The organism is Aliarcobacter vitoriensis (assembly GCF_003316695.1).
GTDB lineage: Bacteria > Campylobacterota > Campylobacteria > Campylobacterales > Arcobacteraceae > Aliarcobacter > Aliarcobacter vitoriensis.
On record NZ_PDKB01000018.1, the window covers coordinates 1 to 17876 of the forward strand.

General features: G+C 28.9%; 12 protein-coding genes. 6 read left to right on the forward strand and 6 right to left on the reverse strand.

Annotated elements, in window-relative coordinates; translation table 11 throughout:
• Together CRU91_RS09860 and CRU91_RS09865 are read left to right on the forward strand one after the other, a co-directional pair.
• The coding region (locus CRU91_RS09860) for a TonB-dependent siderophore receptor (RefSeq protein ID WP_113895055.1) at positions 1-1091 on the forward strand (1091 nt) is incomplete at its 5' end.
• 73 nt (positions 1092-1164) lie between these two features.
• Positions 1165-2790 (forward strand): PepSY-associated TM helix domain-containing protein, encoded by a 1626-nt coding sequence (locus tag CRU91_RS09865; RefSeq protein ID WP_113895056.1) that lies wholly within the window; start codon positions 1165-1167, stop codon positions 2788-2790.
• A 29-nt stretch (positions 2791-2819) separates the two neighbouring features.
• On the opposite strand, the gene lpdA is transcribed toward CRU91_RS09865, so the two are convergent.
• The 3 genes from lpdA to aceE are packed head-to-tail and all read right to left on the reverse strand — an operon-like array spanning position 2820 to position 8605.
• Positions 2820-4253 carry a dihydrolipoyl dehydrogenase gene (gene lpdA, locus CRU91_RS09870; RefSeq protein ID WP_113895057.1) on the reverse strand — a complete coding sequence of 478 codons (1434 nt, stop codon included), beginning with the start codon at positions 4251-4253 and terminating at the stop codon, positions 2820-2822.
• Between the two features lie 10 nt (positions 4254-4263).
• Positions 4264-5922 carry a dihydrolipoyllysine-residue acetyltransferase gene (locus tag CRU91_RS09875; protein WP_113895058.1) on the reverse strand — a complete coding sequence of 553 codons (1659 nt, stop codon included), beginning with the start codon at positions 5920-5922 and terminating at the stop codon, positions 4264-4266.
• A 10-nt stretch (positions 5923-5932) separates the two neighbouring features.
• Positions 5933-8605 (reverse strand): pyruvate dehydrogenase (acetyl-transferring), homodimeric type, encoded by a 2673-nt coding sequence (aceE, locus tag CRU91_RS09880; RefSeq protein WP_113895059.1) that lies wholly within the window; start codon positions 8603-8605, stop codon positions 5933-5935.
• A 104-nt stretch (positions 8606-8709) separates the two neighbouring features.
• Here aceE and CRU91_RS09885 point away from each other — a divergent pair, with 104 nt between their 5' ends.
• The 3 genes from CRU91_RS09885 to CRU91_RS09895 all read left to right on the forward strand — a co-directional run bounded on the left by CRU91_RS09885 (position 8710) and on the right by CRU91_RS09895 (position 12122).
• Positions 8710-9423, forward strand: coding sequence for a lipoate--protein ligase family protein (locus CRU91_RS09885; protein WP_113895060.1), 714 nt, complete (start codon positions 8710-8712; stop codon positions 9421-9423).
• A 6-nt stretch (positions 9424-9429) separates the two neighbouring features.
• Positions 9430-10323 carry a lipoyl synthase gene (lipA, locus tag CRU91_RS09890; protein WP_235826993.1) on the forward strand — a complete coding sequence of 298 codons (894 nt, stop codon included), beginning with the start codon at positions 9430-9432 and terminating at the stop codon, positions 10321-10323.
• Positions 10324-10475: 152 nt separating this feature from the next.
• Entirely contained in the window at positions 10476-12122 is a 1647-nt protein-coding gene (locus CRU91_RS09895; protein ID WP_113895061.1) for a bifunctional diguanylate cyclase/phosphodiesterase, read from the forward strand.
• Position 12123: 1 nt separating this feature from the next.
• Here the strand turns inward: CRU91_RS09895 and CRU91_RS09900 are convergent, their stop codons facing one another.
• Positions 12124-12381: a helix-turn-helix transcriptional regulator gene (locus tag CRU91_RS09900; protein WP_113895062.1), complete on the reverse strand. Its 258-nt coding sequence runs from the start codon at positions 12379-12381 to the stop codon at positions 12124-12126.
• Between the two features lie 89 nt (positions 12382-12470).
• Between CRU91_RS09900 and CRU91_RS09905 the strand changes: the two genes are divergently transcribed.
• Complete coding sequence (locus CRU91_RS09905; RefSeq protein ID WP_113895063.1) at positions 12471-12836, forward strand: PAS domain-containing protein; 366 nt, start codon at positions 12471-12473, stop codon at positions 12834-12836.
• An 80-nt stretch (positions 12837-12916) separates the two neighbouring features.
• On the opposite strand, the gene uvrA is transcribed toward CRU91_RS09905, so the two are convergent.
• Positions 12917-15733 (reverse strand): excinuclease ABC subunit UvrA, encoded by a 2817-nt coding sequence (uvrA, locus tag CRU91_RS09910; protein ID WP_113895064.1) that lies wholly within the window; start codon positions 15731-15733, stop codon positions 12917-12919.
• Between the two features lie 111 nt (positions 15734-15844).
• The gene (locus CRU91_RS09915) at positions 15845-17848 is read right to left on the reverse strand and encodes an AAA family ATPase (RefSeq protein WP_113895065.1); all 2004 of its coding nucleotides are present in this window, start codon (positions 17846-17848) and stop codon (positions 15845-15847) included.
• Positions 17849-17876: the final 28 nt, after the last annotated feature.

Below are 17876 nucleotides of genomic sequence, written 5' to 3' on the forward strand. Positions count from 1 at the left end.
TAAAACTAAATGGTAGTTTTGAACTATTTGGTCAAACTCATGATTTAGTAGCTGGATTTAATGGACAAAAAAGCAAAAGTCCTTATACATCTCTTAATAAATCAAATATATCTCTACAAGATATTAAGATGATTAATAATAAAGTTGTATTTCCTGAACCAACTTGGGGTGGAATATCAGGTACAGGTAATACTGAAACACAACAATATGGTGGGTTTATATCAACTAAATTAAATTTTACAGATGATTTATCAGCAATTTTAGGTGGAAGATATAGTGAATGGAAAACTAAATCTATTAGTAATAGTACTAGGGTTACAGATGATAGAAAATTTGATAATTTCTTACCATATCTAGCATTAACTTATGATCTTACAGATAACTTAACTACATATGCAAGCTATACAGAGATATTTAATCCACAAAATGCAAAAGATAGAGATGATAAATTTCTTGATCCTGAAACTGGATTTAACTATGAAGTGGGTTTAAAAGGCGAGTGGTTTGATGGAAGATTAAACTCTAGTATTGCACTTTTCCAATCAGGTAAAGATAATCTTGCCGTAACAGATGAAGATGCAAATGGAATTTGTTATAAAATTACAGATACTAATATTTGTGCTTCTAAAGCAGAAGATGATACAAAAAACAGAGGTTGGGAGTTTGAAATTGCAGGAGAGATTACTCCATATTGGCAAATTCAAACAGGGTTTTCTTCATCAATTCTTAAAAATAGTGATAAACAAAGATTAAATGCTGGTTATTTACCTACTAGGACTGCAAATCTATTTACAACTTATAAAGCTACACCACAATTAACTTTAGGTGGTGGAGTAAGATGGCAAAATGAAACTGGAGTTAATGGTACGAAAAATACTTATATTAGGCTAGGTCGTGAGGATTTAGTTGGAGAAGCTAAACAAGATGATTTCTTTGTTGTAGATTTGATGGCAAATTATGAATTCAATAAAAACTTAAGTTTACTTGTAAATATTAAAAATGCTTTAGATAAAGAGTATAAAACTAGCTTTGGAACATACTCTTATGGAGAAGAGAGAAATTGGATGGCTACTTTAAAATATAAGTTTTAAAGCATCTTATTAAACCTACGATTTTTTTATAAATCGTAGGTTGTGACTTACAATTTAAAGGAATAAAATAAATATGAATATAAAAATATCATGTAATGAAGAGAAATTAAAAGAAGAAGAAAATAAAGAGAATAGTAAACTTTTAAAACAAAGATTACAAAGAGTACATGTAGTAATAGGAATATGGTTTTCAGTATTTATGTATATAGCTTTGTTTTTTGGAATATTTGCAATATTCTTACCATATATAGCAAATTGGGAAAGACCATCTAATCATAAAAAAATAGTAAATATCGAAAATATAGATTTTGATAAAACTATACAAAAAGTTTTAGATGATAAGGAGTATCCTAAATATAATACTATTTTTGTAAACTTACCAAATAAATCTCCAAATTTAACTATATCTACTCAATTTATGGAAAGAAAAGTTTTTAATCCAAATACAAATGAAGAAGTAGAAAAAGTAAAGGAAGAATCAAATCTAGCTTGGTTCTTAAATGGTATGCACTATGGAGCACCTTTGTATAAAATATATATGACACAAGTTTTTGGCTTTGTTGCACTTGCAGGAATATTTTTAATTATTGGTGGATTGATACAAGTAAGTATTATAAAATATCAAAATGGTGGGAAAAGTGTATCAAGTAAGTTTTCAAATTGGCATAGAAAAATATTTATTTGGTTATTTTTGCCTTTTTTACTTATTGTTTGGAGTGGAGCAAACTTAAATGTTCCTATGCATTATGTTAAACAATCTTCCTTTATGACTTATGTAGTTTCAAAAGGAGAATTTAGTGACTATTGGGAATATAAAGAGCATCTCAATGAGTTAGAAAACCCAAAAAAAGAAGAAGTAGAAATAAGTGGAATAGAAGCTTCAATGCTAAGTTTAAATGAACTTACAAATAAAGCTTTACAAATAAATAAAGATATAGAGTTTAAATGGATAAGATTGACAAATTGGGAAGATAAAGATGCAAAAATAACATTTAGAGGACATAATCAATATGTACCATTTTTAAAAGATGAACAAACTTTTCCAAGTATTACTTTAAGTGCTGTTGATGGAAGTTTAATAGAAGAGAAGTTATTTGAAAATAGACATTATAGTTTTATAATATCTGATAGTATACATTATTTACATATACTTGTTAATCATGGAATTTGGTTGAGATTGTTTGTATTTATAACTATGCTTTTGTGTACTTTAGCTGTTGGATTTGGAGTATTGTTATATTTAGAAAAACAAGCTAGAAAATTTCCAACTACAACTCCTGTATATAACTGGGTTTCAAAGTTTTGCTTAGCTGGGATGGTTGGAGTTATTCCTGCAACTGCACTTTTATTTTTCTTACAATGGATACTTCCATTTGATATGGAAGATAGAGTAGCTATTCAACATGGACTATTTGCAACTTTTTGGATAGGAACTTTAACTTATTCTTTTTATAAGTTAAACTCTTATCAAACAGCTAAAGAGTTTTTATATATTGGTGGAGTATTGTTTGCTTTAAGTCCAATTGTTCACTTTATATTTAGTGGATTTAGTCCTATTAGACTTTTGAATGAAGAAATATATACAGTTTTAGCTGTTGATATAGGACTTTTTATCTTTGGATTGATATTACTTTATGTTGCTAAGAAGTTACCAACGGATAGAATAAAAATCCAAGAGTTTTGGAGTAAGAGATTGTAAACTAAAATCTTACAATTTGTAAAGAGAAATTATTTTCTCTTTACAGCTTTTGCGTTTGGTAAGTCTGTGATTGTTCCTTCGAAAATCTCAGCAGCCATACCAATAGACTCGTGAAGTGTAGGGTGAGCATGAATTGTAAGAGCCAAATCTTGCGCATCACAATCCATTTCAAGTGCTAAAGAGATTTCTCCTAAAAGTTCTCCAGCATTTTCTCCTACAATTGCTCCACCAATTAGTTGATGTGTATCTTTATCAAAAATTAGTTTTGTAAGACCAGTAGTTGAAACATCACTTGCTAGTGCTCTACCACTTGCACTCCAAGGGAAAGTTGAAACTTCATAGTTTATTCCAGCTTTTTTAGCTTCAATCTCTGTCATTCCTGCCCAAGCAATTTCAGGGAAAGTATATGCAATAGATGGAATTTGTTTTGGTTCAAAGAATACTTTGTGACCTGCAATAACTTCAGCAGCTACATGACCCTCATGAACAGCTTTGTGTGCAAGCATAGGTTGTCCTATAATATCTCCAATAGCAAAGATATGAGATACCTTTGTTCTCAGTTGATTATCAACTTTGATTAAACCTTGCTCATTTACTTCTACATTTGTATTTTCAAGTCCGATTTTATTTCCATTTGCACTTCTTCCAAGAGCAACTAAAACGGCATCATATAAAATTCCTTCTTTTGGAGCATTTTCACCTTTAAACTCTACATAAATTCCTTCATTTTTTGGAATTATACTTTGAGTTTGAGTTTTATACATGATATTAAATCTATTACTATTTGCTTTTGTATAAAGTTTTATCAAATCAGCATCTGTTCCTGTCATAAGTTGATCTCCACGAATTGCAACATCAACTTGGCTTCCTAAAGTTGAGTAAACTGTACCCATCTCTAACCCTATGATTCCACCACCAAGAATTAAAAGTTTTTTTGGTACTTCTTTTACTTCAAGTGCATCTGTTGAATCCCAAATTCTTGGATCTTCATGTGGAATAAATGACATTTTAGAACTTTGACTACCAGCTGCAATAATACAATACTCAAAAGTGATTTTTGTTTTTTCATCACTATTTGTAAGAGCTACTTCAACACTATGTTCATCTAAAAATTTTGCATATCCTTGAACATGGTTTACTTTTCTCATTTTAGCCATTGCATCTAAACCACCAGTTAGTTTTTTTACAACTCCACTTTTATATTCTGCAACTTTTTTTATATCTATTTTTGGTTCTTCATAAAAGATACCAGCTTTTTCTATATGTTTTGCTTCTTCTACAACTTTTGCAACGTGAAGTAGGGCTTTTGATGGAATACAACCAACATTTAAACAAACTCCACCTAAAGTTGAGTATCTCTCAACTATAGTTGTTTCTAATCCTAAATCAGCACATCTAAAAGCAGCTGAATATCCTCCAGGTCCTGCTCCTATTACTAAAACTTGAGTTTTTATTTCTGTCATAATAAACTCCTTATAGACTTAATAGTCTAATATCACTTAAAAGTTGTGATACTGTTGTAGTAAATCTAGCACCATCTGCACCATCAATTACTTTGTGGTCATAAGATAAACTTAATGGTAAAATCAATCTTGGTTTAAACTCTTTTCCATCATAAATTGGTTTTATTGAAGATTTTGAAACACCTAAAATTGCAACTTCAGGGGCATTTATAATTGGGGTAAAGTATGTTCCACCAATTCCACCAAGACTTGAAATTGTAAAGCATCCACCGCTCATATCTGCACTTGTTAATTTTCCATCTCTTGCTTTTTTAGAAATTTCAGCCAACTCAATAGCTATATCTTTGAAACCTTTTTTATCAACATCTTTTATTACTGGAACTAATAAACCATTTGGTGTATCAACAGCAACTCCAATATTGAAGTATTTTTTCATAATCAATTCTTGCCCATCACTACTCAAACTTGAGTTGAATTTTGGATGAATTTCTAAAGCTTTTTGAACAGCTTTAATGATAAATACTAAAGGAGATAGTTTAAAATCAACAGCTTTTGCATTTTGTGATTTTCTAAACTCTTCAAGTTCTGTAATATCAGTTTCATCAAATTGTGTAACATGAGGCATTGATAGATAGTTTTTATGTAAAAATGGTCCAGAAACTTTTTGAACACGGCTAAGTTCAACTCTTTCAACTTTACCAAATACAGAGAAATCTATCTCTTTTGATTCTGGTAAATTAAATCCAAAACCAATACTTGAAGCAGATGCAGGTTTATTTAGTTGTTCTTTTACATAAGCTTTGATGTCATCTTTTAAGATTCTTCCTTTTTCACCACTACCTTTTACAAATCCTAAATCAACGCCAAACTCTCTTGCTACTTTTCTAACAGATGGTGAAGCATAAACTTTTGTAGCTTTTTTAGATAAAACTTTACTATCTTCTTTTTCTATACTAATAGCAGCAACTTCTTGAATTGTAGGAGTTGAACTTGTAGCTTTTTCAACTTTTGTAGGAGTTGAGTTTGCTGCAAATGCTGGAGTTGGAACTTTGTCTTCAACAACAACAGTTTTAATAACTTTTGCTATTAAATCTCCACCATTTATTTTTTGTCCTTTTTGCACAAAAATCTCAATAACTTCTCCACCAAATGGTGCTGGAACATCCATAGAAGCTTTTTCAGTTTCTAAAGTGATGATACTATAATCTTTTACTATAATATCTCCAACATGAATCATAATTTCTATTAAATCAACATCTTTTTCTGCACCTAAATCAGGTACTCTTACTTCTTCAACAACTGATTTTATAGTTTGTTCTTTTACAAATTGTGTTGGAGTTTGAACAGCTACAGCTTCAACTTTAGGTTCTTCAACTTTTACAGCAGGAGCAACAGTTTCAGATTTTGGTTCATCAGCAACTGAATCATCTTCTACTTCAACTCTAGCTATTAAGTCACCACTATTTGCTTTATCACCAACTTTTACTAAAATCTCTTTAATAATTCCTGCATGAGTTGTAGGAACATCCATAGAAGCTTTTTCTGTTTCAAGAGTTATAAGTCCATCTTCAACTTCAACTTTATCACCAACTTTAACCATAATATCGATTAAATCAACATCTTTATCAGCACCTAAATCAGGAATAAAAATATCATAAACTTTTGCCATTATTTACTCCTTAAGCATTTCTTGGAGAGATTCTATTTGAATCAATCTCATATTTTTTCATAGCTTCAAGAGCAACTTTTTTATCTAATTTTCCAGCTTTTGAAAGTTGTGCTAAAGTTGTATAAACAATAAAGTTTGTATCAACTTCAAAGAATTTTCTCAAATTCGCTCTGCTATCACTTCTACCAAAACCATCAGTTCCTAAAGCTTTGAAACTTCCTTTTACATAAGGTCTTAATTGTTCTGAATATGCTTTCATATAATCTGTTGCACTAATAACAATATTGTCATCATTGCTTCCTAAAACTTTTTCTATATAAGGAACTTTTGCTTCTTTATCTAAATTTAAAAGATTTTCTCTTTCTGTATCTTGAGCTTCTCTTGTTAATTCATTGTATGAAGTAACAGAGTAAATATCTACTTTAATATCATATTCACTTGCTAAAATTTCTGCTGCTCTTATAGCTTCTTGGAAAATAGTTCCTGAACCTAAAAGTTTAACTTTGAAATCATTTTTTGCTTCAAAAGTTTTTACTTTATAAATTCCTTTGATAATTCCTTCTTCTGCACCTTCAGGCATTGCTGGTTGTACATAGTTTTGATTTAAAGTTGTGATATAGTAGAAAATATCTTCTTGGTTTTCTCCATACATTCTTTCAACACCATCTTTTACAATAACTGCAACTTCATATCCATAAGTTGGGTCATATGATATACAATTTGGAACAGTATTTGCTAAAATATGTGAGTGTCCATCTTCGTGTTGTAGTCCTTCACCATTTAGTGTTGTTCTTCCTGAAGTTCCTCCAACTAAGAATCCTCTTGCTTTTTGATCTCCAGCTGCCCAACATAAATCTCCAGTTCTTTGGAATCCAAACATTGAGTAGAAAATATAAAATGGAATCATAGGATAATCATTTACTGAATATGATGTCGCAGCTGCTATCCAAGAACTCATAGCTCCAAGTTCATTAATCCCTTCTTGTAAAACTTGACCTTTAATATCTTCTTTATAAAATGCAACTTGGTCTTTATCTTGAGGAATATATTTTTGTCCAGCACTTGAATAAATTCCATATTGTCTAAACATACCTTCCATACCGAAAGTTCTAGCTTCATCTGGAACTATTGGAACTATTTGTTTACCAATATTTTTATCTTTTAATAAAACATTTAAAACTCTTACAAATGCCATAGTTGTAGATATTTCTCTATCTCCACTACCTGCAAGAATACTTTCAAAATCACTTAAAGCAGGAATTTGCATTTTATTTGTGAATTTTTCTAATCTTTGAGGTACAAATCCACCTAGAGCAGCTCTTTTTTCTTTTAAGTATTGAACTTCAGGTGAACTTTCTTCTGGTTTATAGTATGAATATGATTCAACAGCTTCGTCACTGATTGGTAAATCAAATCTATCTCTAAATGCTTTTAGATGATTTACATCTACTTTTTTTACTTGGTGAGCGATATTCATACCTTCAGCAGCACTTCCCATTCCATAACCTTTTACAGTTTTTGCTAAGATTACAGTTGGTCTTCCCGTTGTTTCAGTTGCTCTTTTAAATGCAGCATAAACTTTTACAGGATCGTGTCCACCACGATTAAGTTTCCAAATATCATTGTCACTTAAATTTTCAACTAATTTTGCAGTTTCAGGGAATTTATTAAAGAAATTTTCTCTTGTATATGCTCCACCTTTTTGTTTGAAGTTTTGGTATTCTCCATCAACTGTTTGTTCCATTAGTTCAAGAAGTTTTCCTGATGTATCTTTCTCAAGTAGACTATCCCATAGTCCACCCCAAATAACTTTAAGAACTTCCCATCCAGCTCCTCTAAATTCACCTTCAAGTTCTTGGATAATTTTTCCATTTCCTCGAACTGGTCCATCAAGTCTTTGTAAGTTACAATTTATAACAAAGATTAAGTTATCTAAACCTTCACGTGCAGCCATTCCAATAGCTCCAAGAGATTCAGGCTCATCACACTCACCATCTCCCATAAAACAATATACTTTTTGTGCACTACAATCTTTTATTCCTCTATTTGTAAGGTATTTTAAAAATCTTGCTTGATAAATGGCTTGTAGTGGTCCAAGTCCCATAGAAACTGTTGGGAATTGCCAATAAGAAGGCATTAATTTGGGGTGTGGATATGAAGATAATCCATCATTAAATGCTTCTTGTCTAAAGTTATCCATTTGATTTTCAGTGAATCTTCCCTCTAAGAAACTTCTTGCATAGATACCAGGGCTTATATGACCTTGAAAAAATATTAAATCTCCACCATCTTTTTCATTTGGTGCTCTAAAAAAGTGGTTAAAAGCAACATCATAAAGTGTAGCAGATGATTGGAAAGATGCAATATGTCCTCCAAGCTCTAAACCTTTATTTGAAGCTCTTTGTACCATTATTTGTGCATTCCATCTAATAATAGATCTTATTTTTCTCTCCAAATCCATATTAGCTGGCATTTTAGGTTCTTCACTAGTTGGAATTGTATTAATATAAGCAGTTGTAGAATTATATGGTAAATGTGCACCATTTCTTCTTGATTTATCAATTAATTTCTCCAATAAAAAGTGAGCTCTCTCAACACCTTCTTCTTCAATAATAGCTTCTAAAGCTTCCATCCACTCTTGTGTTTCAAGTGGGTTAATGTCTTCTAATTGTTTTTTAGGCATAAATATCCTTTATAAAAGTTTTCTTAATTTTTAAAATTAATTTGCAATTTTAATCTATTATAAATTATAATTCACTTATATAAATTTTTTTAGGATAAATATAAATGATATTCAATAATAAATTTAGATTGATTATATCACATAATCTTAGTGCAAAGGTTAATTCAAATATAGATAATGCACTATTTAAAAACTTTAAAGATAATGATTTACCAATTTTAAGAATATATTCTTGGCAAGATTCTGTTACCTTTGGTGCAGGGCAAGATCCACAAGATTATAAAAATTTGATAGAAGATTATAAAAACAATTATTCAAAAAGGATAACTGGTGGTGGAGTTTTATTTCATGGACATGATATTTCATACTCTTTGATAGTTCCATCAAAAATGATTGAAGATAAAAACGTAAAAGAAACTTATGAATTGATATGTAAGTTTGTACTTGCTTTTTATGAAAATTTAGATTTTAAAGCATCTTTTGCAAAAGATATAAAAGAGATAACTTTAAGCAAAAGTAATTTTTGTCAAGTAGGATTTGAAGCTTATGATATTATAATTGATGGGCAAAAAATAGGTGGAAATGCACAAAAAAGAGCAAAGAAAGTAATTTTTCAACATGGTTCTATTCCCATAAAAAATGTAAAAAATGATAAAAAATATGGTAGTAGTTTGGAAAGTTTTGGTGTAAAATTAGATTTTAAAGAAGCAATAGAAAAATTAAAAATAGCATTTACTAAAACATTTAACTCGGAATTTATAAATTCTGAATTAAATGAAGATGAATTAAAAATATATAATGAATTATGTAAGGAATAAACTATTATGACACAACAAATGAATTTTAAGCAATCAGCAAATTTTAAAAAACCAGAATGGTTAAGAAAAAAATTAACTCCACATACACAAGTAGAAATGGAAAATTTACTTAAAGATGTTGGTGGACTTCATACTATTTGTCAAGAGGCAAAATGTCCAAATATAAGTGAATGTTTTGCAAATAAAAATGCAACTTTTTTAATTTTAGGAAATATCTGTACAAGAAGATGTACTTACTGTAATGTTACAACAGGACGACCAACTGAAGTTGATTTAAGTGAAATACAAAAAGTTACAACTTCAGTTTTAAGACTTGGGCTTAAATTTGTAGTTATTACAAGTCCAGCAAGAGATGATTTACCTGATGGTGGAGCAGAACAATTTTATAGAGTAACACAAGATATTTTGGAAAAATCACCACAAACAAAAGTTGAGATTTTAATTCCTGATTTTAAAGGTAAAGAAGAGAGTCTTAAAAGAGCTATAGAATCAGGTGCTACAATCATAGGACATAATGTAGAAACAGTTCCAAGTCTATATAAAATAAGAAGAAATGGAACTTATGAAAGAAGTTTGGAAGTATTAAAAAAATTGAAAGAACTAGGTGGCGATAAAGTTAAGACAAAAAGTGCTTTGATGGTAGGACTTGGAGAAACAGAAGAAGAAATGGTTCAAGTATTTAAAGATTTATTAAATGTTGGTTGTAAATTTTTAAGTATAGGACAATATCTTGCTCCTAGTGGAGATTTTGAAAAAGTTATAGAGTATGTAAAACCTGAACAGTTTTTAAGATATGAAAAGTTAGCTTATGATTTAGGTTTTGAGTTTGTAAAAGCAAGTCCTTATGCTAGAAGTTCTTATATGGCTCATCACTACTTGAATATGGCTTCGGCTTTGTAATTAATAATAATTTACAAAATATTATAATATAATCCCAACTCATTAAGTAATTTAAAAATTAATGATAAAGAAGATTTTTGTCTTCTTTATCTTAAAGCTTTTTTTTAGCTAAAATTTTTAAATTTAGATATTAAAAACCGTAAGGGGTCTTTTTGGGTGAGATAATAGATAATAAGACTCTTTTAAATGAAATTGAAGAGATTTTAGATAAGTTTACTCTTTTAAATCAGTATAAAAAAGCCTTAGATGAGAGTTCCATAGTTTCAAAAACTAATAAAAATGGTGTGATAACCTATGTTAATGATAATTTTTGTACTGTTTCTGGATATTCAAAAGAAGAGTTAATAGGTAAGAATCATAATATTATAAGACATCAAGATATGCCAATAGAAGTCTTTAAAGAGTTATGGACAACTATTTTAGATAAAAAAGTATTTAAAGCAATTATTAAAAATAGAAAAAAAGATGGACAATCTTATTATGTAGATACAACGGTATTTCCAATATTTGATGATAAAGATAATATTATAGAGTTTATGGCAATAAGATATGATATTACAAAAATATACGAACAAGAAAAGATAATTCAAGAACAATATTTAGATGAACTTACTAATCTACCAAATAGACAAAAACTTTTAAAAGATATCAAAAAATCTGAATTTTCAAAAGTAGCGGTTATAAACATAAATAGGTTCAGAGATATAAATAATTTTTACGGTTTTGAAACTGGAGATAAAGTTCTTCAAAAATTTGCAGATATTCTTAAAAAACTGACTCCTTCAAATTTGATTTTATATAAATTATCAAATGATATTTTTGCAATATTATCTAATGATAAAAATAGTTTAGATGATTTAAAGTATCTTTGTAAAAATATTATAGAAAATATTGCACAAAAACCAATTTTAGTTGCTAATAATAGTTTTTATATAAATGTTGCGATAGGAGTTGCTTGTAACTGTTTAGATAATAGTTCTAATTTACTATCAAAAGCTGAATTTGCAGTTCGGATTGCTAGAAAAAAAGATATATCAATACTATTTTTAGATGAAAACATAGAGTTATATAATAAATTGCAAGAGAATAGAACACTTGTAGAACAGCTAAAAAGTGTTTTAGAAAATAACAATTTATTATTGTATGGTCAAAAAATGATAAATAACTTTACAGGTGAAGAAAAATATGAAACTTTAATGAGATTGAAATTAAATGATAATACAATTTTATCTCCCTTTAAATTTTTGGAAGAAGCAAAAAAATCAAAATTGTATCTCAATATGACGCGAATGTTGGTTAAAAAAGCATGTGAATATTTTAAAGATAAAAATATACATTTTAGTATAAATTTAACATTAGAAGATTTAAAAGATACATATACTATGGATTTTATATACAACACACTTCTTAGAACAAAAACAGCTGAATTTATAGCTTTTGAGATAGTTGAAAGTGAAGGAATTGAAAACTTTGAAGAAGTAGGTAACTTTATTCGAAAAGTAAAACATTTAGGTTGTAAAGTTGCTATTGATGATTTTGGAACTGGATACTCAAATTTTGAATATATTATAAAGCTTGATGTTGATTATGTAAAAATAGATGGTTCTTTAATAAAAAACATTCATAAAGATGAACATCTTTATCTTACAGTTAAAACAATCGTAGATTTTGCAAAGGCTTTGAATATAAAAACTGTTGCTGAATTTGTACATAATAAAGAGGTTTTTGATATTGTCCAAGAACTTAAAATCGACTATTCTCAAGGATATTATCTTCACGAACCAGAAGAGTTAAAATAGTTTACTCTTCTTTAAAAAATTCTTCCATTGGTGTATCAAATAATTTTGATAATTTTAGTAAATGAACTAAATTGAAATGTTTTCCATGTGCATTATTTTCAGTATTTGCATAAAAACCTGAAGATTTTTGTCCAATAGACAAAGCAACTTCTAGCTGACTTAAATTTTTCTCTTTTCTCAATCTTTTAACATTTTTAGAAATTAGTTTAAAATATTCTTCAATCTCTTCTTCTGTAACTATCTCTGGTAAATTTAACATATTATTCCTATAGAAATTATTTCTATAAGAGTATTTTAAAAAGAACTTATATACAATCTTCTCAAGAAATCATTTCTATAGGAATAAATATGAATGAAAAAAAAGAGACAATTTTAGATGACTATGCTTTTTTAGTTAGTCAAACAGATGAAAAGGGAGTAATACAGTTTGCAAATGACGATTTTTGTGAAATAGCTGAATATAGTATAGATGAATTGATTGGAAAACCACATAATATTGTAAGACATCCTGATATGCCAAAAAGTGCATTTGAAGATTTATGGAATACTATAAAAAATGATGAAATTTGGACTGGTTATGTAAAAAATTCTACAAAATCTGGTGGATATTATTGGGTATTTGCCACAATTTATCCAACTATATTGAATAATGGAAAAAAAGGTTATCTATCTTGTAGAAAAAAAGCATCAGAAAAGAGATTGTTAAAGCTATAAATTTATATAAAAATATGCATTAAATACTAAATTTTTAATGATGCTATTTTAATAAACCAGAAGAGTTAAAATAAACTCTTCTAGTTTTTGTTTATCTCTTTATCTAAATAATATCCAGTATATGAACCACTATTTTTATGATTTGTTGCCATAAATTCAGGTGTTCCTTCATCTACAACTTTACCGCCTTTACTTCCTCCTTCAGGACCTATATCAATAACCCAATCAGAGTTTTTTATAACATCAAGATTATGTTCAATTACAAGAACAGAATTTCCTAAATCAACTAAATGATGAAGAACTCGTGTTAATCTATCAACGTCAGCAAAATGAAGTCCTGTTGTAGGCTCATCTAATACATAAAGAGTATTTCCTGTATCTTTTTTACTTAACTCTTTACTTAATTTTATTCTTTGTGCTTCTCCACCAGATAGTGTAATGGCATTTTGTCCTAAAGTTATATATCCCAGTCCTACATCACTTAAAGTTTGAAGTTTTGCTTTAAGTTTAGGAACTTTAGTGAAAAATTCTAAAGCTTCATCTACACTCATATTTAGAACATCAGATATATTTTTACCTTTGTACATTATCTCTAAAGTTTGAGCATTGTATCTTTGTCCATGACAAGCATCACATTTAACCATAATATCTGGTAAGAAGTGCATTTCTATTTTGATTTCACCTTCTCCTTGGCATTTTTCACATCTTCCACCTTTTACATTAAATGAAAAACGACCTATTTTATATCCTCTTAGATTTGCTTCTTTAGTTTTAGCAAATAAATCTCTTATTTCGTCCATCAGTCCAGTATAAGTTGCAGGATTACTTCTTGGAGTTCTTCCTATTGGGCTTTGGTCAAGATAAATAACTTTATCTAGCTTTTCTAAGCCTTCTATTTCTACTCCATCAACTTTTTTTACTTTTCTTGCACGATTTAAAAGCTCTTGGGCAACAGGAAGTAATGTTTGTAATATAAGTGATGATTTTCCACTTCCACTAACTCCTGTTATTGAAACTAGATTTTTAAGTGGAATTTTCACATCAAGATTTTTTATGTTATTTATATTTACATTTTTTATCTCTATAAACTCTTTTTGTGGGCGATTGTGAGCATACTCAATTTTTTTTGCTTCAGTTACATATTGTGCTGTCAATGTTTTTGCTTTTTTCATCTCTTTTAGTGTTCCAGCAAATACAACTTCTCCACCAAATTTTCCAGCATTTGGACCAATATCAACTATAAAGTCAGCTGATTGTATAGTCTCCTTATCGTGTTCTACAACAATAACTGTATTTCCTTTTTGTTGTAATGCTCTTAAAGTGTTTATTAGTTTATTGGTATCTCTTTCGTGAAGACCAATAGATGGTTCATCAAGTACATACATAACTCCTGTTAGTCCACTACCAATTTGTGAAGCAACTCTTATTCTTTGTGCCTCTCCCCCACTTATTGTTCTTGCATCTCTTCCTAATGTTATATATCCTAAACCAACATCAAAAAGAAAAAATATTCTCTCTTTTATCTCTTTTAAAATGGGAGCAGCAATCATTTTATTTTGTTCAGATAAGTAATCAAAGTTTTTTTCATCTTGAAAGAATTTATGTGTATCTTCAATAGGAATATTTAATAAATCTGGAATATTTTTTTGTGCTACAAAAACACTTTGAGAAGATGGTTTTAATCTGTTTCCAGAACAAGAGTCGCATTTTTTCTCTGTCATATATTCAGCCATCTCTTTTTCATCTTTTATCATATCATAGGCTAATTTTATGATACCTTCCCACTTTCTAGAAAGTTTGTGTCTTTTCCAAAAAAATGAGAACTCTTCAGCACTTCCATGTAAAATTGCTTTTTTTTGATGTTCTTCGAGCTCTCCAAAAGGTATTTTTATATTTATTTCTTGACTTTCACAAAATGCTATAAGCATTTTAAAGTAAAATCCTTTGTTAAAACCATAAATTATTTTTATAGCTCCATCTTCAATAGGTAAATCTTCATTTATAATCTTTTTCATATCAAGAGTGTATCGAATACCCAATCCATCACAAGAACTACATGCCCCTTTTGGTGAGTTAAAAGAAAATGACAATGGTTCAAGTGGTTCAAATGATATTTTACAGTCAAAACAAGCCATATGTTCAGAGTAATGAATACTTTTTTGAGTACCTAGATCTTCAAAATTTGCTATTTCAATTTCTAGTTCTCCAAAACTCTCTTTTAGCCCTTTTTCAACATCTTGAGCTATTCTATCACGGTTTTCTTCTTTTACTGTAACTCTATCTATAACCACTTTTATAGTGTGCATTTGTGTTTTTGATAACTCAATATCTTCATCAAGTCTTACCATAACCCCATCTATCATAGCTCTAACATAACCTTTATTTCTAAGGCTTTCTAGTAAATCTGCAAAGCTTCCTTTTTTTCTATTTATAAGTGGTGCTAAAATGATAAGTTTTGATTCGTCTGGTAAAGATAAAACTTGCTCTATAATATCACTAACGCTCATTTGTGAAATTGGCTTTCCACATTGATGACAGTGTTGTTTTCCAACTCTTGCATATAAAAGTCTAAAATAATCATAGATTTCAGTAATTGTTCCAACAGTTGAACGAGGATTTTTTGATGTTGTTTTTTGGTCAATTGCAATTGCTGGAGTTAAACCTTCTATTCTTTCAACATCAGGCTTTCCAACTTTGTCTAAAAACTGTCTAGCATAAGAAGATAAAGACTCTATATATCTTCTTTGTCCTTCTGCATAAAGTGTATCAAAAGCTAAAGTTGATTTCCCACTTCCACTAAGTCCTGTAAATACTATAAGCTTATTTTTTGGGATTTCTAAGTTAATATTTTTTAGATTATTCTCTTTTGCATTAAAAATTTTTATTGTATCACTCATATATTGCCTTTAAAATTTTAAAGCCATTATTATAGGATAGTTTTGTTTAATAGTTTTGAAGTTGCAAATTATAAAATTATAATTTCATATATTTTTATAAAATAATTACTTTTAATTCTCTCCCAATTCTGTAAGACATAATTCAGCATTTGCTAATTGTTGAATCCAAAATCCATGTGCTAAACCATTTGAATAACTTGGAGTTTCTGTTCTGATTCTTTGAATTTCAGTTCTAGCAGATTGTTTTAATTCTTTCAAAGCCTCTTTTATTGTATCTATTGAAATATTTGTTAAATATGATTGAGGAATTAAATGTGCCATTAATCTTCCTCTTTGTTCAATTGAATCAAATCGTGCATCATGTTTTATAAAATTAGTGTCATCTGCCCGAATTTTCAATAATTTCATCAAGTGTAATGTGTTAAAAACAATAAAACCATTACTATGAGGTAGTTCACCTATTGGAATTAAACAATCTTCAATCAATAATAAATAACCATCACTTTTAAGTAATTGTTTTATATTAGAAAAAATTGAATGCCATTGTGAATGTGGTATTTCATGGAGAACATTACTTAAAACTACTACATCAAAGTAATTATCATCTACTTTTGTACGAAGAGTTTCTATTGAAGTATGATATCTATTTTCTGCATCATCATAGCAAAGAGCAATATTTTTTAGGCAATCATCTTTATTTGTATCAAATGGTTCAAAAGCATGATAATTAAGAGTTTCTTTTGATACAGTTGGATAATCAGATAAATTAGCAATCATACGACCTTTACCCGCACCAAAATCTAAAAGATTAATTGAATTTTTGTTATTCCAGATAATTTTTAATTGTTCATTTAATTGTTTTGATTGAGGGTCTCTTGAATCTGTTTCTAGAACCATTGGCGGGCATAAACATTCAAAAGTAAAACGATTTCTTGCTAATTCACTTGGTAAACTTGTAAAATCTCTTAATTTTTGGATTCTATCTTCATCTCCAAGAAGACTTTTTAATACAAGTTCAGGTTTTTTCCCTGAATGTTTTACAATACCATCTTCTACAAACCAAAGAGAAGAAGCATCAAAATGTGAAAGTAAAGGAATAGAATGAGTTGCTATCCATATTTGACCATTTGGATTATGTTTTTTTATAGTATCTAATAAATCAATTACAGCAGATGGATGTAGATGATTTTCTGGTTCATCCATAAAAATAATATAATTTGATAAATTTCCACCTTGTGCAAAAATTGCAACACAAAGTTGTAGTAATACTCTTTGACCAGCAGAAAGTTGCGCTTGAGCGATAGGTTTACCAAACAAAGTAGAATAACCTTCTTTATTCCATCCGATTTCTGCACCTATAAATGATTTGATTATACTTTGAAGTCTTTCATACTCTGCAACAGCAAAATCTTTTTCTTCTTGAGAAATTTCTGTCATTGGGTGAGTAGTGTTAAACCAAGTTTCCATGACTTTTTGAATTAAAGGTATTGTTGATTGATCTAAATGTAAAACTCCAATATTTGTTGCTTGATTTGCTATTTGCATCCAAGATTGTTTGCTTTTATTAGCCCAGTCTTCTAATTGAATTCTATTTGGAACAAAATCAACAACAGCAACATTTAGTTGGTCATTTTCAAGAATGATAGGAATAGGAGTTTTTAATAGTTCATCTAATTTTGCAATTTCTTTTTCCCATTTTTCTTTTTCTTTAGGTTGATTTTCAATTTGTTGTTTAGAACTATTAATACTATTCTCATATTGTTGGATATTTAATTTAAGTTGCTGTCTTTGTCCAACTTGATTTTCAATTTGTTGTTTTAAAGTATTAATACTATTCTCATATTGTTGGATATTTAATTCAAGTTGTTGTTTTTGTCCAACTTGATTTTCAATGTTTTTTCGATATAAATCAATATTCCTTTTTGCATTATTTCTTTGATTTATTTCATTTTGAATATTTTCTGCTTGACTTCGTATAATATTAAGTAATCGAGTTTTTCCAGAACCATTTTTACCAGCGAGTAAAACCATATTCCCAATTTTTTTCATTGAAATTGGATTTAATCCAACTGGATTTGTAATATTTTCTATTAAATTAACTTCAGTTATTTTCATAAATTTGCTTTTTATTATTTTTTCTTTG